The sequence below is a fragment of the Enterobacter sp. EC_50 genome (genome assembly GCF_019584525.1).
GTDB classification, from domain to species: Bacteria; Pseudomonadota; Gammaproteobacteria; order Enterobacterales; family Enterobacteriaceae; genus Enterobacter; species Enterobacter roggenkampii.
On the sequence record NZ_VDAF01000033.1, the window covers coordinates 18833 to 43926 of the forward strand.

17 protein-coding genes and 1 pseudogene are annotated in these 25094 nt (G+C 52.1%); 17 read left to right on the top strand and 1 reads right to left on the bottom strand.

Going from position 1 to position 25094, the window contains the following annotated elements; translation table 11 throughout:
- Positions 1–2: 2 nt before the first annotated feature.
- From tssK to FHC48_RS20890, 17 genes and pseudogenes are all read left to right on the top strand, one after another.
- Complete coding sequence (tssK, locus tag FHC48_RS20810; protein ID WP_025912766.1) at positions 3–1343, top strand: type VI secretion system baseplate subunit TssK; 1341 nt, start codon at positions 3–5, stop codon at positions 1341–1343.
- A complete protein-coding gene (gene tssL / locus FHC48_RS20815; protein ID WP_059362676.1) occupies positions 1340–2029 on the top strand; it encodes a type VI secretion system protein TssL, short form in 690 nt (229 codons plus the stop codon). The genes tssK and tssL overlap by 4 nt, the downstream gene beginning before the upstream one ends.
- Positions 2026–3732: an OmpA family protein gene (locus tag FHC48_RS20820; protein WP_059362673.1), complete on the top strand. Its 1707-nt coding sequence runs from the start codon at positions 2026–2028 to the stop codon at positions 3730–3732. Before tssL ends, FHC48_RS20820 begins: the two co-directional genes overlap by 4 nt.
- A 4-nt stretch (positions 3733–3736) precedes the next feature.
- A complete protein-coding gene (gene hcp / locus FHC48_RS20825; RefSeq protein WP_023325816.1) occupies positions 3737–4228 on the top strand; it encodes a type VI secretion system effector Hcp in 492 nt (163 codons plus the stop codon).
- Between the two features lie 158 nt (positions 4229–4386).
- Positions 4387–7041 (top strand): type VI secretion system ATPase TssH, encoded by a 2655-nt coding sequence (gene tssH / locus FHC48_RS20830; protein WP_059362670.1) that lies wholly within the window; start codon positions 4387–4389, stop codon positions 7039–7041.
- Positions 7038–9557, top strand: a complete 2520-nt coding sequence (locus FHC48_RS20835) for a type VI secretion system Vgr family protein (protein ID WP_059362667.1) — start codon at positions 7038–7040, stop codon at positions 9555–9557. The genes tssH and FHC48_RS20835 overlap by 4 nt, the downstream gene beginning before the upstream one ends.
- Positions 9550–10764 carry a hypothetical protein gene (locus tag FHC48_RS20840; protein ID WP_045334236.1) on the top strand — a complete coding sequence of 405 codons (1215 nt, stop codon included), beginning with the start codon at positions 9550–9552 and terminating at the stop codon, positions 10762–10764. The genes FHC48_RS20835 and FHC48_RS20840 overlap by 8 nt, the downstream gene beginning before the upstream one ends.
- Positions 10765–10857: 93 nt before the next feature.
- On the top strand, positions 10858–11163 hold the full coding sequence (locus tag FHC48_RS20845; protein ID WP_129694129.1) for a hypothetical protein: 306 nt from the start codon (positions 10858–10860) through the stop codon (positions 11161–11163).
- Between the two features lie 671 nt (positions 11164–11834).
- Positions 11835–14534: a type VI secretion system Vgr family protein gene (locus FHC48_RS20850; RefSeq protein WP_220420584.1), complete on the top strand. Its 2700-nt coding sequence runs from the start codon at positions 11835–11837 to the stop codon at positions 14532–14534.
- A 3-nt stretch (positions 14535–14537) separates the two neighbouring features.
- Positions 14538–14954, top strand: a complete 417-nt coding sequence (locus FHC48_RS20855) for a DUF4431 domain-containing protein (protein WP_039266813.1) — start codon at positions 14538–14540, stop codon at positions 14952–14954.
- An 18-nt stretch (positions 14955–14972) separates the two neighbouring features.
- On the top strand, positions 14973–16814 hold the full coding sequence (locus FHC48_RS20860; protein WP_045334242.1) for a TIGR02594 family protein: 1842 nt from the start codon (positions 14973–14975) through the stop codon (positions 16812–16814).
- Between the two features lie 29 nt (positions 16815–16843).
- The gene (locus FHC48_RS20865; RefSeq protein ID WP_072253802.1) at positions 16844–17338 is read left to right on the top strand and encodes a sugar ABC transporter permease; all 495 of its coding nucleotides are present in this window, start codon (positions 16844–16846) and stop codon (positions 17336–17338) included.
- A 49-nt stretch (positions 17339–17387) separates the two neighbouring features.
- Complete coding sequence (locus FHC48_RS20870; protein ID WP_039266811.1) at positions 17388–17945, top strand: M949_RS01915 family surface polysaccharide biosynthesis protein; 558 nt, start codon at positions 17388–17390, stop codon at positions 17943–17945.
- 129 nt (positions 17946–18074) lie between these two features.
- A complete protein-coding gene (locus tag FHC48_RS20875) occupies positions 18075–19283 on the top strand; it encodes a hypothetical protein (protein ID WP_039266810.1) in 1209 nt (402 codons plus the stop codon).
- Entirely contained in the window at positions 19280–22738 is a 3459-nt protein-coding gene (locus tag FHC48_RS20880) for an ImcF-related family protein (RefSeq protein WP_059362661.1), read from the top strand. The genes FHC48_RS20875 and FHC48_RS20880 overlap by 4 nt, the downstream gene beginning before the upstream one ends.
- Positions 22738–24339, top strand: a complete 1602-nt coding sequence (gene tssA / locus FHC48_RS20885) for a type VI secretion system protein TssA (RefSeq protein WP_045334247.1) — start codon at positions 22738–22740, stop codon at positions 24337–24339. The genes FHC48_RS20880 and tssA overlap by 1 nt, the downstream gene beginning before the upstream one ends.
- A gap of 30 nt (positions 24340–24369) precedes the next feature.
- Positions 24370–24648, top strand: a pseudogene (locus tag FHC48_RS20890) (PAAR domain-containing protein); the annotation flags it as partial.
- A gap of 347 nt (positions 24649–24995) precedes the next feature.
- On the opposite strand, the gene FHC48_RS20895 reads toward FHC48_RS20890, so the two are convergent.
- Positions 24996–25094, bottom strand: a 99-nt coding sequence (locus FHC48_RS20895) for an IS1 family transposase (RefSeq protein WP_000641146.1), incomplete at its 5' end; no start/stop codon positions are given.

Below are 25094 nucleotides of genomic sequence, written 5' to 3' on the forward strand. Positions count from 1 at the left end.
CGATGAAAACGGAACAACCGTTATGGGGTAGGGGCATTATGGTCGCTCCCCAGCATTTTCAGCAACAGGTCGCGTATGCGGCCTGGTCTGCCGAGTGTATTGCCCGGCTGGGCCTCTCCTGCCCGTGGGGGGTAATAAATGCTACCTTCGAGCCGGAAGCGCTCAGGCTTGGACGTCTTCAGGCCCGTCATCTGCATGTCCGTTTTCAGGACGGTACGCTGATTGATACAGACAATGCTGATTCGCTGCCACCGGTACTGTCGCTTGAAAGCGAATCGCAGGAGGTGACGGTGGTGCTGGCGCTCCCGCTACTGCGGGCGAACGGCGGCAACTGCCTGAAACCCGATGAGGTGGCCGAGCGTCCGGTGCGATATCGTCAGCGCTGGCGGGATGTACGCAATACCTTCGGGGAAGATACTCGTCAGATTGCCGTGATGCAGCCTGAACTGACGCTGCGTTTTGCCCATCAGAACAACAGCGATTATCTGACTTGTCCGGTCACCCGCCTGCAGCAAGACTCGCAGGGGACATGGCTATTGGATGAAACATTTCTTCCTCCGCTGTTGACCCTCCAGGGCAGCCGTTGGCTGGTTACCCAACTGGAACAACTACTGACACAACTGCGGGCGCGACTGTGCCGTCTGATGGCAATGCGGCGTGAAAGCAATGAGCGCATGGCTGATTTCGCTGTGGCAGATGTATCACTGTTCTGGCTGCTCAACGCGCTGAACAGTGCCGAGCCCGTGCTGGGCCAGTTCCAGCGTAATCTTCAAAGCCCACCGGAACGTCTGTATCCGGAACTTTCTCGCCTTGCGGGGAGCCTGCTGACCTTTTCCCTGGAACATCAGGTGAGCGCCATACCGGCCTGGCATCACGAGCAACTCAATGCGGTATTTCCACCGCTGTTTGATTTGCTTGGCGATCTGCTTGAAGCCAGCCTGCCGTCACGCGTGGTGGCCCTGGCACTCGACTATGACCCACGGCTGCATTTCTGGCAGGCTCGCCTGCATGACCCGCGTCTGCGCGAGGGGGCTGATTACTATCTTTCTGTGCGTTCACCGATTCCGGTGGCGCAACTGCAGGAGCAGTTTCCGCGCCAGTGTAAGGTGGGCAGCCCTGACCATGTGCGGGGGATCGTCAACTCTTCCCGCGTGGGCGTGCCGCTGACGCCGCTGCGCCATGTGCCTGCCGCCATTCCACTGCGCCTGGAAAATCAGTATTTCAGTCTCGATCTCTCCCATCCTCTGGCGACTGAAATGCTCCAGAGTGGGACATGTATGTTTTACGTCCCGGGCATGCTCGGCGAGCCTGAACTTGAACTCTTTGCGGTATTGAGAACATGAGTGAACGTAAACACGGCGCTGTCGTGTCTGTTGATATTGACGCACTGCTGCAGGATACCTGGCTTCAGGTCATCAGCCTTCGCTATGGCCCGCAGTTTCAGGAAGGCGAAGGTCGGATCTTGTGGGAACGCTGTATCGCTGAAGTTGAACGCGTTCAGCGTGAACTAAAAGCGAGCGAACTCGATGAAGCCAGCTGTAAGCATATCCTCACTGCACAATGTGCGCTGCTGGATGAAGCGGTCAAAGGTCGCGGTGTGGAAGATGACGCCTGTGTGCAGTGGTATGACATTCCACTGCAGGGGCACTTCCTCGGCACCATGGATGCCGGCGACACGCTGTGCGATCGGATGCGCGATGTGCTGCGTGAACCGGCTCCAGACCACGCAGTCGTGACCTGCTTCCAGCGGGTAATGATGCTCGGATTCCTGGGAAACTTTCGTGCGCTAAACGATCCGGAACGCCAGAAGCTGGTCAGCGCCCTCAACGAGCGTGTTACACCGTTCAGCTACCCGCAGACCCATCCCGTTCTGGCAGAGAGCCGCAGCGGACGGGGAGCGGGAGGCTGGCTGGCGTCATGGCCCGCGCGTATCGGCCTGAGCGTGATTGTTCTTGCCGCACTCTGGTGGGGACTGGATCGCTGGCTCGATCAGATGCTGCTGACCCTGTTGCCGGGAGTCGTAAAATGAGTCCTGTACAACAGCGCGGGCTTGCGCTGTGGGCTGCCCTGCTGAGTGCTGTGGTCTGCCTGGCTTTTCTGCCGTTATCCCGGCTGGCTTCAGTGCTCGTTCTGCTGGCGATGATCGGGGTTATCGTCGCGTTCTGGTATATCGCCAGACCTCGTGCGGAGCATGACGTTAACCTGCGTCTGGATGATCTTCCTGAAACCACTTACCGTCAACCTGTGGTGCTGGTTTGTGGCGATATGCCTTTGACCTGGCCGCAGCAGTCACCAGTACTGATCGTTACGCAGGGATGCTGGATCCGCGTTGAGGACCATCAGGATCTGGAGCAGGTTGCCCGTCAGATTCTGTGGCAGCGCCCGGACTGGGGGCGTCAGCTGTCGGTGATGGTCAGTGTCTGCCCGCAGAAACATGTCGACAGCGAAGCCCTGACAAGTCGTCTGCTGGCTCTGCGCTGGCAAGTCAGCCAGTTGCGTAAAGAAACGGGACAATCTGTGCCACTCATTCTGAATGGTCAGATTGGCAGCGCGATGACGGATGACATGCTCTGGCAGGCCGCTATTCCGGGTGAAGGGTGGACTGTCTGGCGTGAGTCGAATGCGCCTTGTTCGATCGCCGCGTGGGTCACCACTGGCGGTGCGCCTGTAATGCAGCAGCAGGTGCTGATGAACAGCCTGATGAGCTGGTTCCATCAGCATGTCCAGGCGGTATTCATCGATGAGAATCCTGATGTTCCGGTCATTGCACCTGCAGCGCTGCTGTGGGGAATGGGACCGATTCTTGCCGGAAGCCTTGCGTCCTCTGCCTGGACGGCATGGTTATCGCGTCATACTGCCATTCAGCAGGTAGCCGGCTGGCAACCGGTAGGGACGGACAGCACGGTGATATCACCCTTCCCGGATTTCATCCTGCCGCTGCTACCGGAAGGAAGTGGACTTACTCCCCGCGCCCGCACCTGGCGCTGTGCCCTTGGTCTTTTCACCCTGGCGGCCATCGCCGCGCTGCTGAGCAGTGGCTGGAACAATCGCCAGTTGCTGCATCGCGTGAGCTTCGATATAGCACGTTATGACAGCCTCTCCATGGATGACTACGGCCCGAAAGCTAGCGCCGTTGAGGTCCTTCGTGAGAATGCAGCGCTGCTGGATGACTATGCACGTAACGGCGTACCGGCCCGATTGGGTCTGGGGCTTTATCAGGGGGAACGTCTGCGGATGCCTCTTCTGGAAGCGATCCGCTCGTATATGCCGCCGCCTCCTAAACCGCAGCCAACCCCAAAACCAGCACCGAAAATAGTGAGGCTCGACAGCATGTCGCTGTTCGATTCCGGCAAGTCCGTGCTGAAAGCGGGTTCCACCAGGATGCTGGTGAATTCATTGGTTGGCATCAAAGCGAAACCGGGCTGGCTGATTGTCGTGTCTGGGCATACCGATAACACCGGCAATCCGCAACTTAACCAGACGCTGTCTCTGAAACGCGCCGAAGCGGTACGCAACTGGATGCGGGACACGGGCGACGTGCCCGAAAGCTGTTTTGCGGTGCAGGGCTATGGCGAAAGCCGTCCTGTCGCAACCAACGACACCCTGGAAGGGCGTGCGCTCAACCGCCGTGTCGAAATCAGTCTGGTACCGCAGGCGAATGCCTGTCAGATACCCGGCAAACACCCGGCGCCATCGCAGGATGATGGCGCTTCACTACACAATGGAGAGTAATTCCATGGCAATTCCTGTTTATCTTTGGCTGAAGGACGACGGCGGCGCGGACATCAAAGGGTCTGTTGACGTTCAGGATCGTGAAGGCAGCATCGAAGTGGTTGCACAGGAGCATAACCTGTACATCCCAACCGACAACAATACCGGCAAGCTGACCGGCACCCGTATCCACACGCCGTTCCTGTTCACGAAGGAAATCGATTCCTCCAGCCCGTATCTGTACAAGGCGGTGACAACCGGTCAGACCCTGAAATCCGCTGAATTCAAGTGGTACAAAATCAACGACGCGGGCCAGGAAGTGGAGTACTTCAACACCAAACTGGAAAACGTGAAGGTAGTGAAAGTGAATCCTGAAATGTATGACATCAAGGATCCTTCTAAAGAGAAGCACAACCACCTTGAGCGCGTTGAACTGCGTTACGAAAAAATCACCTGGACCTACAAAGACGGCAACATCATTCATTCCGATTCCTGGAACGAACGCGCCACGGCGTAATCCTGATGCGGGCAGGTTTTCCTGTCCGCAGTTTTTTGCTGAGTGCCTGAGATGCGGGCACTCAGCAAAGAAAAAACAATCTGCCTGCCTGACCTTATGCGCTTTGGTGAACAGCGAGGGGCGGTAGCGTGTCCAGGAACCGACAAAGAGAGAATCTCATGGAAAATCCAGCCATCCTGTTACGTCGTCTGAACCCTTACTGTGCCCGAGCGATGGAAGGCGCAGCTTCGCTCTGTCAGACCCGTGCCCATGCCGAAATTCTGCCGGAGCACTGGCTGCTGAAGCTGCTGGAGCAGGGGGAAGGTGACCTGACGGTGTTGGCGCGTCGCTATGAATGGGATATGGATGGCATTTGGCAGGATTTACTTGGCTGGCTCGACAGACAACCTCGCTCCGTGCGCCATCGGCCCCAGCTCTCTGATGACATTCAGACTCTGATGCAGCAAGCCTGGCTACTTGCCTCACTCAATGGCGAAGAGCACATTCGCAGCATCCATCTGCTGATGGCCCTGGTGGAAAAACCAAAACTGGCACGTTGTGACGGCCTTTGGCCGTTGTTAACGCTTGCTCAGAGCCAGCTGGAGCGCCTGCGACCGTTGCTGGATGCGCAATCGGATGAACGTCCGGAAATGCAGCGCGAAGCCGAGCTGACACAGAACCACGGTGGTGAGGTGGAGTTTGTCGGGCGTCCGGCTGGTGCGGAAATGAAAGAGGGGGAACTGAGCCCTGCGCTGCAGAACACGCTGGATAAATTCACCCTCGATGTCACCGCCAAAGCGAAGGAAGGGAAGATCGATCCGGTGTTTGGCCGTGACACAGAAATCCGTCAGATGGTGGATATCCTCTCTCGTCGCCGCAAAAACAATCCGATTCTGGTCGGCGAGCCGGGCGTAGGGAAAACCGCACTGGTTGAAGGTCTGGCATTGCGTATTGCCGAGGGTAATGTGCCTGAATCACTGAAAACGGTCACTCTGCGTACCCTTGACCTGGGCCTGCTGCAGGCCGGTGCAGGCGTGAAAGGCGAGTTCGAACAGCGGCTGAAAAACGTCATCGATGCGGTGCAGCAATCCCCGTCCCCGGTCCTGCTATTTATTGATGAAGCGCATACCATCATCGGCGCGGGCAACCAGGCGGGAGGCGCCGATGCAGCGAACCTGCTAAAACCGGCGCTGGCGCGTGGCGAACTGCGTACGATTGCGGCCACAACCTGGAGCGAGTACAAGCAGTACTTCGAACGCGACGCGGCCCTGGAGCGTCGTTTCCAGATGGTAAAAGTCGATGAGCCTGACGATGACTCCGCCTGCCTGATGCTCCGTGGTCTGAAGTCCCGCTACGCCGAGCACCATGACGTGTACATTACCGACGATGCGGTGCGCGCGGCAGTTACGCTTTCCCGCCGCTATCTGACGGGCCGCCAGCTGCCGGACAAGGCGGTTGATCTGCTCGACACCGCTGCAGCGCGCGTCCGCATGAGCCTCGACACGGTGCCGGAACAGCTGACCTGCATTCGCTCGCAGATTACCTCTCTGGAAATGGAGAAGCAGGCGCTGCTGGAAGATATTGCTATCGGCAATCAGAGCCATGGTGAACGCCTGACCGTCATTGAGCAGGAAGAGAACGCTCTTATCGTTGCTCTCGACGAGCTTGAAACGCAGTACGGGCAGGAACTGAAACTCACCGAACAACTGCTGGAAAGCCGCCAGGACATCTCCCGTCAAAGCGAGACGCACGCGCTGCAGCAGGAACTGAACGGCATGCAGCACAGCAACCCGCTGCTCTCCCTGGATGTAGATGTACGCACCGTTGCCAACGTGATTGCTGACTGGACAGGCGTTCCGCTGTCATCGTTGATGAAAGATGAGCAGACCGAACTGCTGACCCTCGAAAATGAAATGGGTAAACGTGTGGTCGGGCAGGATGTGGCGCTCGAGGCCATCGCCCAGCGTCTGCGTGCGGCAAAAACGGGTCTCACCTCCGAGAATGGTCCGCAGGGCGTGTTTCTGCTGGTGGGACCGAGCGGGGTGGGGAAAACCGAAACCGCGCTTGCGCTGGCCGATGTCATGTACGGCGGTGAGAAGTCACTCATTACGATTAACCTCTCAGAATACCAAGAGCCGCATACGGTTTCCCAGCTGAAGGGCTCCCCTCCGGGTTACGTCGGTTATGGTCAGGGAGGGATCCTGACCGAAGCCGTGCGCAAGCGCCCGTATAGTGTGGTTTTGCTCGATGAAGTCGAAAAAGCCCACCGCGACGTGATGAACCTGTTCTATCAGGTCTTTGACCGCGGCTTTATGCGCGACGGCGAAGGACGTGAAATCGACTTCCGCAACACCGTCATTCTGATGACCTCGAATCTCGGCAGCGACCACCTGATGCAACTGCTTGACGAACAGCCGGAGGCCAGCGAAGGCGATCTTCACGAGCTGCTGCGTCCGATACTGCGCGATCACTTCCAGCCGGCGCTGCTGGCCCGCTTCCAGACCGTGATTTATCGTCCTCTGGCGGAAGCAGCCATGCGTACCATCGTGGAAATGAAGCTGTTACAGGTTAGCAAGCGCCTGCATCGACACTACGGCCTGACCACGCATATTGATGAGAGCCTGTATGACGCGCTGACCGCCGCCTGCCTGCTGCCGGACACCGGCGCGCGCAACGTCGACAGCCTGCTCAATCAGCAAATTCTGCCGGTGCTCAGTCAGCAACTGTTGACCCACATGGCCGCAAAACTGAAACCACAGTCATTACGCTTTAGCTGGAGTGAGGAAGAGGGGATCGGGCTGGAATTTGATGTGAAACAGGGAGTGGACGCATGAGTAATAATCCACCATTAAGATACAGCCATAACCACCACCTGCTGGCGGTGAAAGGATGTGAGTCCGCGCTCGACGTGCTGGCGTTTGAAGGCGATGAAGCCCTGAGCACGCCGTTCCGTTACCGTATTGAATTCACCAGCAGTGACCACGCTATCGCCAGAGAGGCGATGCTGATGAAGCCCGGTTCGCTGACGCTGCAGGCCCCGGTAGACCAGGGTTACGGCATTAAAGTGCAGCAGGCCGTGCGCACCATTCAGGGCGTGGTGACCGGTTTTGAACGCCTCAGCACGTCAAAAGATGAAACCCGCTACGCCCTGACGCTCCGGCCACGTCTGGCACTGCTCGACCGCTCGCACCAGAACGCCATTTACCAGGACATGTCGGTTCCGCAAATCGTGGAAAAAATCCTGCGCGAGCGCCACGGTATGCGCGGTCAGGATTTTCTGTTCTCGCTGTCAAAAGAATACCCGCGCCGTGAACAGGTGATGCAGTACGGTGAGGACGACCTGCACTTTATCACTCGCCTGCTGGGTGAGGTCGGCATCTGGTTTCGCTTCACCACCGACACGCGCCTCAACATTGACGTGGTGGAGTTTTACGACAGCCAGCAGGGGTATGAAAAAGGTCTGACGCTGCCGTCGGTACCGCCGTCAGGCCAGCACTCGCATGGCGTGGATTCGGTGTGGGGGATGGAGAGCCATCACAACGTGGTGCAGAAGCAGGTCAGCACCCGGGACTACAACTACCGTCAGGCCACGCAGGACATGAACACCCTGGTGGATGCGACCCGCGGGGATGTCACCACGTACGGTGATGCCTATCACTGGGCGGATAACTACCTGACGCCGGGCAGCACCTATGACCGCAACCCGGCCCCGGAGTCCGGGGCGTTTTATGCCCGCCTTCGTCACGAACGCTACCTGAATGGTCAGACCCGGGCGCAGGGCATCACCAGCTGTCCGACCCTCTCGCCGGGTCAGGTACTGAAAGTCACCGGCGGGTATGAAGTGGCCGACGTGTTTGCGCAGGGCGTGGTCATCACGGCGATGCACACGTATGCTCGCCGTGATAAGGACTTTGCGGTTGATTTTGACGGCATTCCGGACAGCACCGATTTTGGTTTCCGCCCGGAACCTGGCTCACGCCCGGTGATGGCTGGCACCTTACCGGCCCGCGTCACCAGCACCACCGAAAATGACACCTACGGGCATATCGATAAAGACGGTCGTTACCGCGTCAACATGCTGTTTGACCGTGATAACTGGGAAACCGGGTTCGAGAGCCTGTGGGTACGCCAGTCGCGCCCGTACGCCGGCGACACCTACGGCCTGCACCTGCCGCTGCTGGCGGGCACCGAAGTGGCGATTGGCTTTGAGGACGGTAACCCGGACCGGCCGTACATTGCCGGCGTGCTGCACGACTCGGCGCACGGCGACCACGTTACCATCCGCAACTACAAACGTAACGTCCTGCGTACCCCGGCGAACAACAAAATCCGCCTCGATGACGAGCGCGGAAAAGAGCATATCAAGGTCAGCACGGAGTACGGCGGGAAGAGCCAGCTGAACCTCGGCCACCTGGTCGACAGCGAGAAACAGCAGCGCGGTGAGGGGTTTGAGCTCAGAACGGACAGCTGGGGAGCCATCCGGGCACAGAAAGGGATGTTCATCAGCGCTGATGGCCAGACGAAAGCACAGGGCCAGGTTCTGGAGATGCAGCCAGCGGTCAGCAATCTGGGTGATGCCCGGGAGCAGATGACGTCCATCTCCGATGATGCGCAGAAGGCGACCGCAAACCCGGCCGATCTCCAGGCGCAAATCAAGCTGCTGGAACAGCAACTGACGGATCTCAAAAAATCAGTGCTGCTGCTCAGCGCGCCGGATGGAATGGCACTGACCAGCGGACAGCATCTGCAGGTATCTGCCGGGCAGAACCTGATAGCCACTGCCGGAAAAAATGCAGACGTCAGCGTGGTGAAAAATCTGTTCATCGGGGTGGGCAATGCCCTGAGCGTGTTTGTTCGTAAGCTGGGGATCAAGCTCATCGCGAACCAGGGGCCGGTGCAGGTACAGGCCCAGAACGATCTGATGGCATTGCTGGCACGAAAAGAAATCAGCATCGTCAGCACGGAAGATGAAATCAAAATCATCGCGAAGAAGAAGCTGACGGTAAACGGTGGGGGGAGTTACATAACTCTGGATGTCAATGCTATTGAATCAGCCACTATGGGAGATTTCAGGACAAGAGCAGGGCATTACGCGAGACAGACGAGAGCGCAGCATAAGCCTGTTATTTCACCTTTAGCCAATGCTATAGATGATGGCAGCCATAATATTCGTTATTTGTGTGTAGATGATAATGGAGTACCGATGCTTAATACCCCATACAAGGCATTTCTGGCTGATGGTTCAGTAATAGAGGGTGTTAGTGATGGTGAGGGGTATACGAAGTTGTTTACGTCTGCACAGACTCAGGATGTTCTGCTACATATGATGCCGGAGGCTATTAATGCCTAAGTATAATATTTATACAAAAATTGAATCGAATGTTTCAGCAGTCGACCTTTTTTATGATCTCAATGTGTATAGAACTGATGCCAATAATAAAAAACATATGCTACTGTCAGTGGCGCAACAACCAGTAACCCCAAATTATCAAACTCAGTCCCATGAAACGAATGAAACTGAGGATGATCTGTCTGTAATCTACATTATGGAAATGAACTTGTATCGCAAGCACGGCGGTAAGTTGGTTTCTGTGCTTTCATCGCCTGCGAAAAAAATGTACACACTTGGTGAAATGGCATCAGGGCAAGCGTACTCTAAAAATAAACGCGAAAACGTCTGCTATTTTGAGACTAAAGCGCAGACAAAGCCGGTTAATGATAACGAAGATGACAATATCCATAGCGTACAGATAACTTGTCTGGAAAGAGCATTTATAGCAAAAGAACATCCTATCGGTAGTGCTGATGATCCATTCGATAGAAAAAAGATCGAGAGCCAGATTGCATCAAGAATGAATTATGTCAGTTATCCTAATCAAGGGGGGACTAGCTTGTGCGGACCTGCATCATTTTTTTATTGTCTGCAGATGGATAGGCCGGATGTTTATAAACAAGCAGCTATTGAACTTTGGTTGCATGGGAAAACAAAAATAAGCGCATTGGAGATCTTGCCAGGAGACGGATGTAGGCATCCCAAAGGTAGTTTTTATGATGATTACGGTAGAGAGACAGTATCAGGCCTGGACTGGATTACATTGGCTAGCTTGAGGGATTCTGAAAATTCACTAATGAGTTATGATGAAGTGAATGATCAGGTCGCAGGAATAACTATGTGGGGGAAATTGAGTGAATGGTTTGAGAAAGCAGGATATGAGAAAATATTCGACAATATAAGTCTCTCGCATTCAAATCTAAAAGATATTATAAATATGAATAACTTTATTGGCAAAGGATATAAAGTTGTAAGCTTAATCTCTGCTGGCATGCTATCGGATTTTCCTGGTGATAGCTCATCAAAGAATCATTGGATAGTTTGGACTGAACAAGTGAAGTGCAGTAATGGAGTAGTTATATCTGAACGCACCTCCAGTGAAGATGTTGTGGATTTAAATCTATTCTCGTGGGGGACTGTTGGAAGTCAGCTGAAGAATAACATTAGTTTGGATTCTTTTATAAAACATACATTTGGAGGGTTGGTTTTTAGACCAATTAAATAATATATGCTTTATAAAATGGTTATATGTTCCATTATTTTATTGAGTGCATCATGCTCTTCATCTCATGTTGATTATAATCCACCTGGAGATTCCTTGCCGAATGGAAAAGTCGGTGTGATTTATAAACAAGAGATTACTATCGGAGCTGGTCTAGAGGATAATCCAGCATTTCTGACTGATAAAAATGCAAGCGTAAATATCTATCCCTCTGATATAGGATTGTATGTAGTAACTACAAATAAAAGAAAAGATGGATTGCCTATATACAATCATATTATTATTACTGGGGTGCCATTAAAATCAGGTGAGGTGAAGGTTTCTATATCTGGCTATACTTATGGCTCTATGTACACGAAAACTAGTAGAATTGATAAAACCTATTCATTAGAGATTAAATAAATTCAAGACCAGCTCGATCGATTAGTGATGTTTTAATTGAACTGAAGCTTTTTTCTTGGGATGAAGTTAAAGATAATTCTCTTCTAGTATCATTAACATTAGGTGAATTTCTAAGCCATACTTTTGGGGGAATGGTATTTAAAAAAATACCATAATCAAAAATGAATCATTGCCTAACAGCTTTTGTAATTTCTTTGTTTTTGACTGGGTGTAGCAATCACCTTAGATTTGAACCCAACAAGTTGCCAGATGGATATATAGGTCAGGAGTATTATGTCCCAATCACCATCTCTGGAGGTACAGGACCGGTTGTTGATTTAAGTTATGAAATTCATCCATCAGATTCTGGACTGAAACTGGTGTTCGCTGAAAAAAATATTACACCAAACATATATATGATAATTTTACTATAGAAGGAAAGCCTAAGTTACAAGGAATTGTAACCATCAATATTAGGGGGGTTGTTGCTAGTGCTGGGCAGTATTTTCAAAAAAAATATGAGATTAATGTTCAGAAATAAACTAATAATAAGATCTTACCTTGTATATTAAACAATTTTAAAGAGTCATGATCTTTCTTCATGAGCGCTAAAAGATCAGTCGGTGACTAACTCACTTAATGCATGTCTGGTCTTTCAGAACATAATTTCTCTGCCGATGTGAAGGAATACAATGAGCAACAATCCTCCGTTAAGATTCAGTCATAACCACCACCTGCTTTCGGTGAAGGGCTGTGACGCAGAGTCCGATGTGCTGGCGTTTGAAGGTGATGAAGCCCTGAGCACGCCTTTCAGCTACCGTATTGAGTTCACCAGCGGTAACCACGCCATCAGCAGGGAGATGATGCTGATGAAGCCCGGCTCGCTGACGCTGCAGGCCCCGGTTGACCAGGGTTACGGCATCAAAGTCCAGCAGCCGGTGCGGGTGATTCAGGGGGTGGTGACCGGTTTTGAGCGCCTGGGCACGTCAAAAGACGAAACGCATTACGCCCTGACCCTCCAGCCACGCCTGGCGCTGCTTGACCGTTCGCACCAGAACGCCATTTATCAGGACATGGCTGTCCCGCAAATCGTGGAAAAAATCCTGCGCGAGCGCCACGGCATGCGCGGCCAGGATTTTCTGTTCTCGCTGTCAAAAGAGTACCCGCGCCGCGAGCAGGTGATGCAGTACGGTGAGAACGACCTGCACTTTATCACCCGCCTGCTGGGCGAGGTCGGTATCTGGTTCCGCTTTACCACCGACACACGGCTGAACATCGACGTGGTGGAGTTTTACGACAGCCAGCAGGGGTATGAGAACGGTCTGACGCTGCCGTCGGTGCCGCCGTCAGGGCAGCACTCGAAGGGTGTGGACTCGGTGTGGGAGATGGAGAGCCACCATAACGTGGTGCAGAAGCAGGTCAGCACCCGGGACTACAACTACCGTCAGGCCACGGAGGACATGAATACCCTGGTGGATGCGACCCGCGGGGATGCCACCACGTATGGTGATGCCTATCACTGGGCGGATAACTACCTGACCGCGGGGAATTCCCACGACCGCAACCCGGCGCCGGAGTCCGGGGCGTTTTATGCCCGCATCCGTCATGAGCGCTACCTGAATGGCCAGACGCAGACCCGGGCCGTCACCAGCTGTCCGACGCTCTCTCCGGGGATGCGGCTGAAAGTCACCGGCGGGTATGAAGTGGCGGACGTGTTTGCGCAGGGGGTGGTCGTCACGGCAATGCACAGCCATGCGCGGCGTGATAAGGACTTCGGCGTCAGGTTTGACGGTATCCCGGACAGCCCGGATTTCAGCTTCCGCCCGGAGCCTGGCTCGCGCCCGGTGATGGCCGGCACCTTACCGGCACGCATCACCAGTACCACCGAAAATGACACCTACGGGCATATCGATAAGGACGGGCGCTACCGCGTCAACATGCTGTTTGACCGGGATAACTGGGAAACCGGATTCGAAAGCCTGTGGGTGCGCCAGTCCCGCCCGTACGCAGGAGATACCTACGGCCTGCACCTGCCGCTGCTGGCGGGAACCGAAGTGGCGATTGGTTTTGAGGACGGCAACCCGGACCGGCCGTACATTGCCGGCGTGCTGCACGACTCGGCGCACGGCGACCACGTCACCATCCGCAACTACAAACGTAACGTCCTGCGCACCCCGGCGAATAACAAAATCCGCCTGGATGATGAGCGCGGGAAAGAGCATATCAAGGTCAGCACGGAGTACGGCGGCAAGAGCCAGCTGAACCTCGGGCATCTGGTCGACAGCGAGAAACAGCAGCGCGGTGAGGGTTTTGAGCTCAGGACGGACAGCTGGGGGGCCATCCGGGCACAGAAAGGGATTTTTATCAGCGCTGACGGGCAGATGAAGGCGCAGGGTCAGGTGCTGGAGATGCAGCCGGCAGTCAGCAACCTCGGCGATGCACGGGAGCAGATGACATCCATCTCAGATGATGCACAGAAGGCGACCGCAAACCCGGCCGATCTGCAGGCGCAGATTCAGCTGCTGGAACAGCAACTGACGGACCTTAAAAAGTCGGTGCTGTTGATGAGCGCACCGGAGGGGATGGCGCTGACCAGCGGACAGCACCTGCATGTATCGGCCGGTCAGAACCTGATTGCCACCGCCGGAAAAAATGCAGACGTCAGCGTGGTGAAAAATCTGTTTATCGGGGTGGGCAATGCCCTGAGCGTTTTTGTGCGTAAGCTGGGCATAAAGCTGATAGCAAACCAGGGACCGGTACAGGTACAGGCGCAGAACGATCTGATGGCATTGCTGGCACGAAAAGAAATCAGCATCGTAAGCACGGAAGATGAAATAAAAATCATCGCGAAGAAGAAGCTGACTCTGAATGGTGGTGGGAGCTATATCAGGATTGATGCAAGTGCGATTGAATCTGCTACTGCAGGTGAATATCGTACGAAAGCAGGACATTATGGGCGTAAGGCAAGCGCATCAGAAAAGGTCACGCTGCCTGTCTTTCCTGTAATGGAACCTGGCGAACAAAGCTTGCGTTTTGCTTTCCCTGGCGCCGATAGTGTCAGCCAAAGTATGGACTGGATGACAAATCAGCCATACAACATTACTGACAGCAATGGGAAAATCCTGTCGACCGGCACGGTAGACAGTTCAGGTCGCTTCCCAAAAATAGTGCTGCCTGAAAGCGATACATTAAACTTAATCATAGGGCGAGAGACTTGGCTCAAAGAAGAGCTTCCAACATCAGTCGAAGAGGCTGAGGTAGATAGTGCGGAAGATATAGAATCACTGGAGTCTGATACCGATTCGGATGATACCGAGGCAGCAGAAGATCATACTTCTGCGCTAACAGAATCAATGATCGCAAAACTATTAAATTTAACTACGACAGGGTGATCTATGTTAAAGGAAATTTGGAAGTCTATTTTTTGCTTTATGATCGTGCTTTCTAGCTTTAGTGCATCTGCTACTTGCTTAAAGGAAGGGGATAAAGTAAGTCTGACAGGAGTTGTTAGCGAAAAATTATACTACGGCCCTCCTGGCTGGGGGGAGGATAAAGCGAATGATGAGAAGCTACATGAGTGGATATTGCATTTAAAACAGCCACTCACGTGTGTAACAGACGCAGATACTGACAACCAAAACTGGAATCAGGACGTTCAGTTGATAATGCGTGATAGTAATGACTATAAAGCAAATAAAAGACTTCTAGGAAAAAGTGTCAGTATTGATGGCGTAATATTTCTTGCAGAGACCGGATATCACATGACGCCTGTTTTATTAGATGATGCCAAGTTTGAAGTTGCAGGCAAATAGCAGAGAGGATTAATTAAAATGCGCTTTATAAATGCTATTTATCATGCATCGACAAAAACGGTAGAATATGAGTCATCAAATGGCACAAGATTGTTAAAAACTGGGGGCTCACTGAATTGGCGATTCAATAACCCAGGAAACCTTATTTCGGTAAAAAATCAGAAAGGAAAAATCGGTATTGGAGTTGTCTACAATCCAGACAAACATTCATTCGCAATATTTTCTAGCATAGAAGCTGGTGATAATGCCAAACGATCTCTGCTCAAAAGAAAATATAAGGATTTTACTATTCCAGAAATGATGAAAAAATATGCTCCGGGGAATGATGGTAATAACCCTGAAGCTTATGCCAATTTTATCATGTCTGAAAGTGGGGTCGCTCAGGGGGAGAAAGTAGGAGAACTTGACGATTCAAAATTCAGTAAGGTAATCAAGGCAATTAGCAAAAAGGAAGGTGGCTTGAAGCCGGGCACCGAAAAATGGGTGTATGTGACAAATGTGACTGTTTCAGACGGCTCCCGCCCAGTTGCTGATGTGCCATTTAAAGTGACGCTCGGAAGCACTAGCTACGAGTGGAAAACAGACGCTTACGGCAAGCTCAAGACAATCATTCATACGAAACAAGGAATGGCTATTGTCGTCAAATATACTAATTCTGCTGGAAAAGAGGATGTTGTTTATTCAGCAGTTGCTGGGGATGAAACGAAGAATATACTGCTCACGCGAAATTTTTCTCAATTCTCTGCAAAAACTCTTGCCGATACTCCCAAAGTTCCACGTGCGAAGAGTACTCAAAAACCGATTGAGTATACAGTCATGTCAGGCGACACTCTCTCGAAAATTGCCGAACGTTATAAGACAAGCACTGATGAGATTGCCAAAAACAATAATATAAAAGATGTGAGTAAGATCTTCCCTGGCCAGCATTTGACTATATATGGTGTCAATGCTAATGGGCCTTCGAACTATACCGTTGTTCCAGGGGACACGTTGGTGAAGATCGCAGAAAAAAATGGTGTGTATGTTGATGATATTGCGCGGCAGAATAATATATCAGATCCTAATAAAATATACCCGGGACAATCAATTTCTATAGACAAAAGTGGCAATGTTACGTCTGGTCAAACTGAAAAGCCAGTTGCAAATCCGATAGCCTCAAAACCAGCTATTAAAAAACCTGAAAAAAATAGTATAAACAATGAAAATAAAAAAACACTTGATTCAGTTGGAGGGAAAAATTCTGGTAATCCGATTGCGTTACTACCTCATGATCAGAGAGAGGCTCCGTGGATGGCGGTTGCATTCGAGGAGGGAGAGACTCGATGGAAATGGGGGCGTGTAAAGGAAGGCGATGGCGGAATAAACTACCATAAGAAGACTGGCATTAATATGTCTTCCATGGTTGGTAATTCTAATCCGTGGTGTGCTTCTTTTATAAATTATTGCCTTAAAGAGTCAGGGTATTCGACATCTGGTAGCGCCAGTTCTCAATCTTTCTCGAAAAACAAAAATTTTATAAAAATATCTCAACCTATATACGGTGCAATAGTTGTTTTGCGGAAAAAAGGATCTTGGACAGGGCACGTTGCTTTTATATACTGTTTTTTTGAAGATGGTGAAATAGGTGTGCTTGGCGGAAATCAGGGAGATAGTGTTACTATAAATCCATTGTATCAAGTTTATATAAATGGGCGGTTACATTATGAATTGATAGGGTTCTATGTACCTAAGCCATATTATGCTTATGCACAAAAAACAATAAGTTCAGGTTTGAGGAAAACAACAATGTCTAATATTGCAGAGTTGCGTGAAAGCCTTGGAGCCAATCTACCCTCGAATGAAGATGAAAGAACAAGGTGATAAATAAAAAATTTAATACTGGAGGTAATATGAAGTATCATTATGTTTTAGCGTTGTCACTTTGTTACAGTTCCTCTGTACTGGCAGTAGAGTGTATGGATAAATCAAATATAGATTCTCTAAGAGAAATTTTCAAAACAAATAACAAGAAATTGTTGATTGAAATGGCTTCAAAAGAAGTGAAGCGATATATTGAAAGTGACTTACTTATCAAAAATAAATACAGTACACTTGTTAATGTATCTGAGGTTTACTATGGTTGGGGAGTGGACAAAAAGTCTAAGTATCCTGTTAACACATCGGCAGTTTTCCCAAATGAAAAAGTGTGTGTATGGAATGTATCTTTTGCACTACCGGAGTCTATGAGAAAAAAATGTGATGATGATGGTGCCTATGGGTATTTTATTGAATTTAAGAAAGTTAATGGGGAAACAGTTCTATATAAGTTTACCTCTTTGTTTGACTCACTTCCTGACGGAACTTTAGCTTGCAAAACTGCAAATAAGTTTATGCTACAAAAATAGCTTGTGAGTTTTGAAGTTCGCATCTCATTTTAAATAAAGGGTATTATTGATGAATTGTTATTCGGCACTTTTGCTGCTGTTTAGGTTGAGTTGCATATTATTTTTGTACCCAGTGAGCTCTACTTTTGCTAAAGATCTAACCCCTAAAGTAAGGTGGAAAGACAATTCTGGTGAGCATTTACTGGTGATAAAAAAGGAGATTAACCAGAATAACATTGGAGAACATTTGTCAGTAAAACAGGTGACGAAGGGAAAGGATGATTGGATTCTAAATGATTATGTTAATGACTGTGAAGTGGATATTAATCTGAATTTGATAAAAGAATCAATTGAAGTAAACAATAGTTTTGCCGATGGCGAAGGCACTGTTTTATTTGCTTATAAAATTGGATGTATTGGTGGGATAGACCCAGTTACTGTAAAGTATTTCGCGTATAAAAATGGAGTAAAATATTCCCTACGAGGGGAAGAGCATATCATAGTTGAAAACGGTGGGTATGGTGGAGAAAGCCCTCCGGTTCCAGATTACAATCTAAAAAACGATAAGCAACTGCTAAATTACATGCTGAAGAAATGGAGGTCTATTTCAACGACCAAATTAAATTGACGTGTTTATCGTTCATTAAAATAATGAACCTTTTTTGATTGTGACCTTTCACGTGGTTTTAAGTAAATTATTCCCTCACCTCATATTTACCCAAAGCCAATTTAGTTAATCTGTAATATGAGAGAATGAATGTTATATACACTTAAACATTTGCCAGAATGCTACCCCAGACCTAAGCCTCTGAAATTTTCTCGTTGGATTATTGCTCTAATTGCCATGCTTTCGGTCAGTGTTATATTAATGCGTATATTTGGGCGTTATGTTGAAAACCTGTATTTTTGGAAAATTGCTTTAGGTGTGCCTATCGTTTTGTGGAGTGTTCCGTTTGCTTCTTGTCTGCTTCTGTGGGCATTGCAGGATAGCAAAGCAAATGCTTTCGACAAACAACGAGAACAATGGATTCTTCGCGAAACCCGTAAGGCACGTCGTGCACTGCAGGTGCTGAATGCAACATTCATTACCGGCCACTCATCAGTTGCTCAGAAAGATACAGCTATTGCGATGCAAAATAACGATAGCATTATTGTTTCGCAGGTCGACCGGGATGGTAATGAAAGCTCCAGGATGAGCCAAATTTCTTCTAGCCCGCAGGACTCGCTAAAATTTGTGATAACGAATATTTTTTCGAAGTTGATTGCTGGCATTCCTTTCGCACATATCCCTGACAAAGTACCACTGGTCATATTTTTTGATGTAACAACATCGCTGCCTCTGGAGAGTATTCGCCATTACTGGGATGAAACCTGGCAAAATAGCAATATTACTCTTCCTGTTGAATATGGTGAGGGGAGTGGGCTCAGTGTAATCGACCGTTGGTTGAATGAACGTATTAAAGATAAAGCAATGCTATTGATTGTGGGTCTCCAGTTAAAGCCTGCCGAATCTGACAACACAGCTGAAGCCGGTGTAGCACTACTTCTTGGCAACCGCCTGACGCAGGAGGCTCTCGAACCTCTCGCGCTGCTGCATCGGCCAGATGCTGCTCCAACCGGTGAGCTGAGGGAGGGGATGAACATGGCTGCCTATAACGCCCCGCTCAGAGAAAATATCGTGAAAAATATGTGGCTTGCCGGGCTGACGGGTGAGCAGCGTGCAGAAGTTATCGCGTGCCAGAATGCGCACCCTGCGCAATCTGTAGAGGACGAAGCCGTCATTTCGCTCGATACATCTATGGGACATGCCGGTGCCGCGGCCCCCTGGCTGGCTATCGCTGCCGCCACCGAAATTGCCCGACAAACTCAGTTACCACAGATGATTATCTGCGGTGATACCACACAGAATGTGCTGTGGAGCACGCTCATTACCCCGATTGCTTCCCGACAGGAGATGGATCCGTGAAGCTACCCTTAGCACCGAAGACTACGGAAGGCCGCTATCTTGCTGTCGCATTGATTTTCTTTTTGCTGTTGGCCGTTATGACGTTCATGGTCTGGAAGCACCCGGATATAGCCGGGATTGAAGACGGAAGTCAGCAGCAAATTCACTGGCTCATCGCCGGCGGATGTATTTCAGGATCTGCCCTTATCGTATCCGTAGTGCTTCTGGCGGCAGTTCGTAGTGCCGGTAAGCAGGAGTTTAATGCGCTTGTCGACAATACCAACGGTGATGATGAGAAAAAGAAACGGGAAAATGATAAAGCGCCTGTTCACCCTGCAGTGGCCATGTGTAACAAGATTCGGGGACATCTTCGCTCCCGTGTTGGCCTTTACTGGCGTCGTAAAACCCGTCTGCTGTTAATCACTGGCGATGAGGAAGCAATCGAACTGCTGGTACCTGGCCTGCAGGAAAACCAGTGGCTTGAAGGTAACCGTACCGTTCTGATTTACGGCGGCAGTCTGACTGCTGAGCCTGATAAAGAAAAATACGCCGCGCTGCGTAAACTGCGTCGCGGGCGCCCACTGGACGGTATTGTCCGCGTCATGCCGCAGTCGCTTAACCTGACCCCACAAATCAGCGACAACGATTTACGCGGGCTGGAAAAGCTCAGCGAGCTGCTGCATTACTCAGCCCCGGTCTGGCTGTGGCAGCTGTGCGACAGCGCCTGGCCGCAGGCGACGCGCCCTGAGCAGGCGGTGGGGGCCAGCTTCCCGCCACGCGCCAGGGAAGACGATATTACCCGCCAGCTTGAACTGATGCTGCCGGCCCTGCGGGCGCAGGGGGTGAGCCAGGTCGCTGAGAACACCCGCCATGACTTCCTGCTGCGCCTTGGCCAGTACCTCAGTGACGGCGGTATCGCCCGCCGGGCCCGGCAACTGGCGCCGTGGCTGTATAGCTCACAGCAGCGCATTCCGCTGCGTGGCCTGATGTTCAGCCTGCCGGACAATAAACACGCCGGTGCGTCACAGGAAAAAGACGAATATGTCCCGGAATCACAGCGCCATGCCCTGACTCTGCCGGTGATCTGGCAGGGGATTGTTGATGACTGTACCCGCGTGCGCGGTCGCCGGGTCGGTATGGCGTGGGAGCAGACGCTCGCCTGGACGCTGATGACTATCACCGGGGTCTGGGGAGCCGGGCTGTTGCTCTCTTTTGCCCTGAACTACAGTCAGATTTCCTCTGTGGCAGGTCAGGCCCGCAATCTGGTGGAGCATCCCTCGGTATCGGATTATCAGCTGACGGCCCTGCATACCCTGCGTAATGAAGCCGGTCGCCTGCAGCATCATATTCAGGACGGTGCGCCCTGGTATCAGCGCTTTGGTCTGGACCATAACCAGCAGCTGTTCGACGCGATGCTGCCCTGGTACGGCGTGGCGAACAACCGTCTGATACGCGACCCGGCAAATGAAGCGCTTAAGCAGAAGCTCACCGCGCTGACAAATTCTGCCCCCAACAGCGACCAGCGTGCACAGCTGGCGAAGCCAGGTTATGACCAGCTGAAAGCCTGGCTGATGATGGCCCGTCCGGATAAAGTCGATGGCGCATTTTATGCACAGACCCTGAAAGCCGTGCAGCCCACGCGGATGGGGATTTCAACCGGCCTGTGGCAAAGCCTGGTGCCGGATTTGTGGGCTTTTTATATCGCCGAGCTGCCCGCGCAGCCACAGTGGAAAATCACACCGGATGCGCAGCTGGTGAGCCAGAGTCGCCAGGTGCTGCTGCAGCAAATCGGGCGTCGTAACGCTGAAAGCACCCTGTATGAAAATATGCTCAAGTCAGTGCGTCGTAACTTCGCCGATGTTTCCCTGGAGGACATGACCAGCGGTACCGATGCGCGTCGACTTTTTACTACCGAGGTGGTCGTGCCGGGCATGTTCACCCGCCAGGCCTGGGAAGGGGGCATTCAGCAGGCTATCGAAAAGGCTGCAAATTCCCGCCGGGATGAAATCGACTGGGTGCTGAGCGATTCCCGTAAAGCCGTATCGGCAGATCTGTCGCCGGAAGCGCTCAAAGCACGTCTGACAGAGCGTTATTTCATTGACTTTGCCGGCAGCTGGTTGAATTTCCTCAACAGTCTGCACTGGAACCCGGCAAACAATATTGCGGACGTTACCGACCAGCTGACGCTGATGAGCGATGTCCGCCAGTCGCCACTGATTGCCCTGATGAACACCCTCGCCTGGCAGGGGCAAACCGGCCAGCAAAACGAAGGCCTTTCGGATTCCATCATCAAATCGGCTAAAGACCTGGTCGGCGGACAGGATAAACCGGCGATTGACCAGTCTGCGTCAGGCCCACAGGGGCCGCTCGATGAAACCTTTGGCCCGTTGCTACAGCTTCTGGGTAAAAACAAAGGTGGTAATGTCATGTCGGCGGACAACACCCTGAGTCTGCAGACGTATCTGACCCGTATCACCCGCGTGCGTCTGCGACTGCAGCAGGTGGCCAGCGCTTCTGACCCGCAGGCAATGATGCAGACCCTGGCGCAGACCGTATTCCAGGGCAAAAGCGTGGACCTCACCGACACTCAGCAATACGGTAGCCTGATTTCGGCAAGTCTTGGTGAGGAGTGGAGCGGATTTGGCAGCACAATGTTTGTGCAGCCGCTGACCCAGGCCTGGGAGACCGTACTTCAGCCGTCGGCAGCCAGTCTGAATGACAAATGGAGCCGCTCGGTTGTCGCGAACTGGCAAACTGCCTTTGACGGCCGTTTCCCGTTTGCTGCCAGCAAAAGCGATGCCTCTTTACCGATGCTGGCTGAATTTGTCCGTAAGGACAGTGGACGGATAGAGCGCTTCTTGTCGACAGAGCTCAACGGTGTGTTGCACAAAGAGGGCAGCCAGTGGGTACCGGATAAGGTCAACAGCCAGGGACTGAACTTTAACCCGGCCTTCCTGCGGGCCATTAACCAGCTGAGCCAGCTGTCAGACATCCTGTTCACCGATGGTAGTCAGGGCATCAGCTTTGAGCTGCAGGCGCGTCCTGTGCCACAGGTGGTGGAGACGCAGCTAACCATTGATGGACAAAAGCTGCACTACTTCAACCAGATGGCCGACTGGCAAAGCTTCCGCTGGCCGGGAGAGACTTACAAACCGGGAACGATGCTGACATGGACCACGGTCAACGCCAGTGCGCGTCTGTTCGGGGATTACAGCGGGACCTGGGGCTTTATCCGCTGGCTGGACTTGAGCAAGCGTCAGCAGCTGGACCGCAGCCAGTGGATGATGAGCTTTACTGCACCGGATGGTCGCACCCTGCAGTGGGTGCTGCGCTCACAACTCGGAAAAGGCCCGCTGGCGCTGTTGGATCTGCGTGGTTTCACGCTGCCGGATCACATATTCAGTGTCGACAGCGCGGCCACCGCTCAGGCGCTGATGGCTAATACGGAAAACAATGACATGGAGGGCGTCGAATAATGAGCACATTGCAGAATTTGGTTATCGCCTGTCAGGCTGACGATGCTCAGCTGCGTGAACAGGCGCAGACGCGCACGGATAACTGGCAGCCCTGGCTTGCTCCGGTAAGCGTAGCCAGTCCGACCGGGGAAGACCCGGGATATGACGATGATTTTCAGCGTATCCGCGAAGAGGTTAATAAGCTCTCCGGAATTGATACCGAACTGATATGCACGCTTGCTGAAAAGTTACTGACCACCACAGCCAAAGACATCCGTATTGCGACCTATTACTGCTGGGCGCGACTGCACCAGGATGGCGAAGCCGGCTTTGCCGAAGGGCTTGAACTGCTTGCCGGATTATTGCAGCGCTACGGCATGCAGCTTCACCCGCAGCGGGACCGAAGCCGCAAGGCTGCACTGGAATGGCTTGCCGGTAGCCGTGTCCTGGACAGTCTGTCACTGTTTCCGGAGGTCATCCGCGAGGATGCACAGCGTACCGCCGGGGCCTTGCTGCTCATCAGTACCCGTCTGGAGACCGAGCCGGAAGCATCGCGGCCAGAGCTGAATGCCCTGTACAGCGGGCTGGAGTCTCGCCTGATGAAGGCCGGGGGTGTGGATGCCGTGGTACCGCAGAACGCAGGGAATAAGGCGCAGTCACAGCCCTTTACGCATGCGACCGAGTCAGATGCGCCGGTTCTGAACCGCATCACCTCCGGTCAGGATTTGCTGGCCCAGGCCCGTACCCTGACGGGATATCTGCGCGAGCAGCCTGATGGCTGGCTAGCCGCACACCGGCTGATGAAAAGCTTGCGCCATGACACGCTGAGAGCGATCCCTGCACCGGATGCCGAAGGGAAAACACGTATCGAACCACCGCGGGCTGACCAGCGGGCCATGCTTAAACGGTTGTACCTGCAACAGAGCTGGCTGGAGATACTGGAGCAGGCGGACAGCACCTTCTCGCGTGGTGCTAATCACCTCTGGCTGGATTTGCAGTGGTATATCCACCAGGCTCTGGTGAAATTGGGGCACGATGTGCTGGCCGATATCATCATCGCCGATCTGAAAGGGCTGCTGAGCCGTCTCACAGGACTTGAAACGCTGGCCTTTAATGACGGAACGCCGTTTGCCGATGAGGTCACGCTCAACTGGATAAATCAGAGCGTGCTGGACGATTTGTCCAGCTGGCGGGATGAGTCGGTCAGTGCTGCTGGTAAGACAGATAACGATATCCTGCTCCTCGAGCCGGAAGCGCTGGATAAAGCGGACACTGACGGTCTGGATGCCACACTTCACTGGCTCCAGACCCATCCTGGTTGCGACTCTACAAAAGACAAATGGCTGCTGCGCCTGCTGATGGCCCGCATAGCCGAGCAAAAGGGTAAAAATGAGCTGGCCCTGCATCTGCTGGGTGAGCTCGATAGCGCCGCACGGTCAATCACCCTCACGCAGTGGACACCGACACTGCTGTTTGAAGTGAAATCTCGTCGCCTCAGACTGCTGCGCATGAAAGCCACACGCAGTGAAACCGATAAGTCACGCCTTCAGCCTGAGATGGACCAGCTTTTGGCCGGTCTGATTGCGCTCGACCCGGCAGGCAGTGCGGTGCTTTGTGGGTAACAGGACGGAATACAACTAAAAGGAAAACATATGCCAACAGAAGGTTTTTATCTGGTGCAGGGTGACAAAACGACCTGCGGCGGGAGAATTACCTCGGGCGCCGAGGATCACACTCTGTTTGATAAACTGGTTGCGCGTGAGCAGGACAGCGTGACCTGTGGAAAATATCCCGGGCTTTACAGGATAGCCGGTGGCATCGACAACGATACCATACACGGCAGGCGAATGGCCGGAACACTCGATAGCTACAGTACCTGTCCATGTAAGGCTAAGTTTATTCCGTCGATGATGAATGATACGTATGAGAAGAGTTCGGCTGGTGCAATTTCAGATGCAGGAGGAGCTGGAAAGACATCGTTTCTGGCTGGCTCACAGGCTGATACGATGTTTGCTCCGGGAATTGATTGTAGCCAGTCTGGTCAATATGACCTTGCGGGAGAGTGTATTGCAGAAACGAATGAACTGAGTGATGGCGTTTTCCTCTGGACAGAAACCCAAGGTGCAGGACATGCTTTCGTTTCAATACACTTTAAAAATATGATCTATGTGTTCACCTATGGACGATATGATCAGGAAGGATTTAGTCCTGTAGGTGAAGGCGTGTTGATTAAATATTCCAGCGAAAGAGCGGTAAGGTTTTAGGTAATGACTCCAACTTATTGATAGTGTTTTATGTTCAGATAATGCCCGATGACTTTGTCATGCAGCTCCACCGATTTTGAGAACGACAGCGACTTCCGTCCCAGCCTTGCCAG

Excerpts from the sequence above, each read along its gene's own strand:
- tssA (WP_045334247.1), top strand. The coding sequence starts at position 22,738 with ATGAGCACATTGCAGAATTTGGTTATCGCCTGTCAGGCTGACGATGCT.
- FHC48_RS20875 (WP_039266810.1), top strand. The coding sequence starts at position 18,075 with ATGTTATATACACTTAAACATTTGCCAGAATGCTACCCCAGACCTAAG.
- tssK (WP_025912766.1), top strand. The coding sequence starts at position 3 with ATGAAAACGGAACAACCGTTATGGGGTAGGGGCATTATGGTCGCTCCC.
- FHC48_RS20865 (WP_072253802.1), top strand. The coding sequence starts at position 16,844 with ATGAAGTATCATTATGTTTTAGCGTTGTCACTTTGTTACAGTTCCTCT.
- FHC48_RS20840 (WP_045334236.1), top strand. The coding sequence starts at position 9,550 with ATGCCTAAGTATAATATTTATACAAAAATTGAATCGAATGTTTCAGCA.
- tssH (WP_059362670.1), top strand. The coding sequence starts at position 4,387 with ATGGAAAATCCAGCCATCCTGTTACGTCGTCTGAACCCTTACTGTGCC.
- FHC48_RS20870 (WP_039266811.1), top strand. The coding sequence starts at position 17,388 with ATGAATTGTTATTCGGCACTTTTGCTGCTGTTTAGGTTGAGTTGCATA.
- hcp (WP_023325816.1), top strand. The coding sequence starts at position 3,737 with ATGGCAATTCCTGTTTATCTTTGGCTGAAGGACGACGGCGGCGCGGAC.
- FHC48_RS20855 (WP_039266813.1), top strand. The coding sequence starts at position 14,538 with ATGTTAAAGGAAATTTGGAAGTCTATTTTTTGCTTTATGATCGTGCTT.
- FHC48_RS20835 (WP_059362667.1), top strand. The coding sequence starts at position 7,038 with ATGAGTAATAATCCACCATTAAGATACAGCCATAACCACCACCTGCTG.
- FHC48_RS20850 (WP_220420584.1), top strand. The coding sequence starts at position 11,835 with ATGAGCAACAATCCTCCGTTAAGATTCAGTCATAACCACCACCTGCTT.
- FHC48_RS20860 (WP_045334242.1), top strand. The coding sequence starts at position 14,973 with ATGCGCTTTATAAATGCTATTTATCATGCATCGACAAAAACGGTAGAA.
- FHC48_RS20820 (WP_059362673.1), top strand. The coding sequence starts at position 2,026 with ATGAGTCCTGTACAACAGCGCGGGCTTGCGCTGTGGGCTGCCCTGCTG.
- tssL (WP_059362676.1), top strand. The coding sequence starts at position 1,340 with ATGAGTGAACGTAAACACGGCGCTGTCGTGTCTGTTGATATTGACGCA.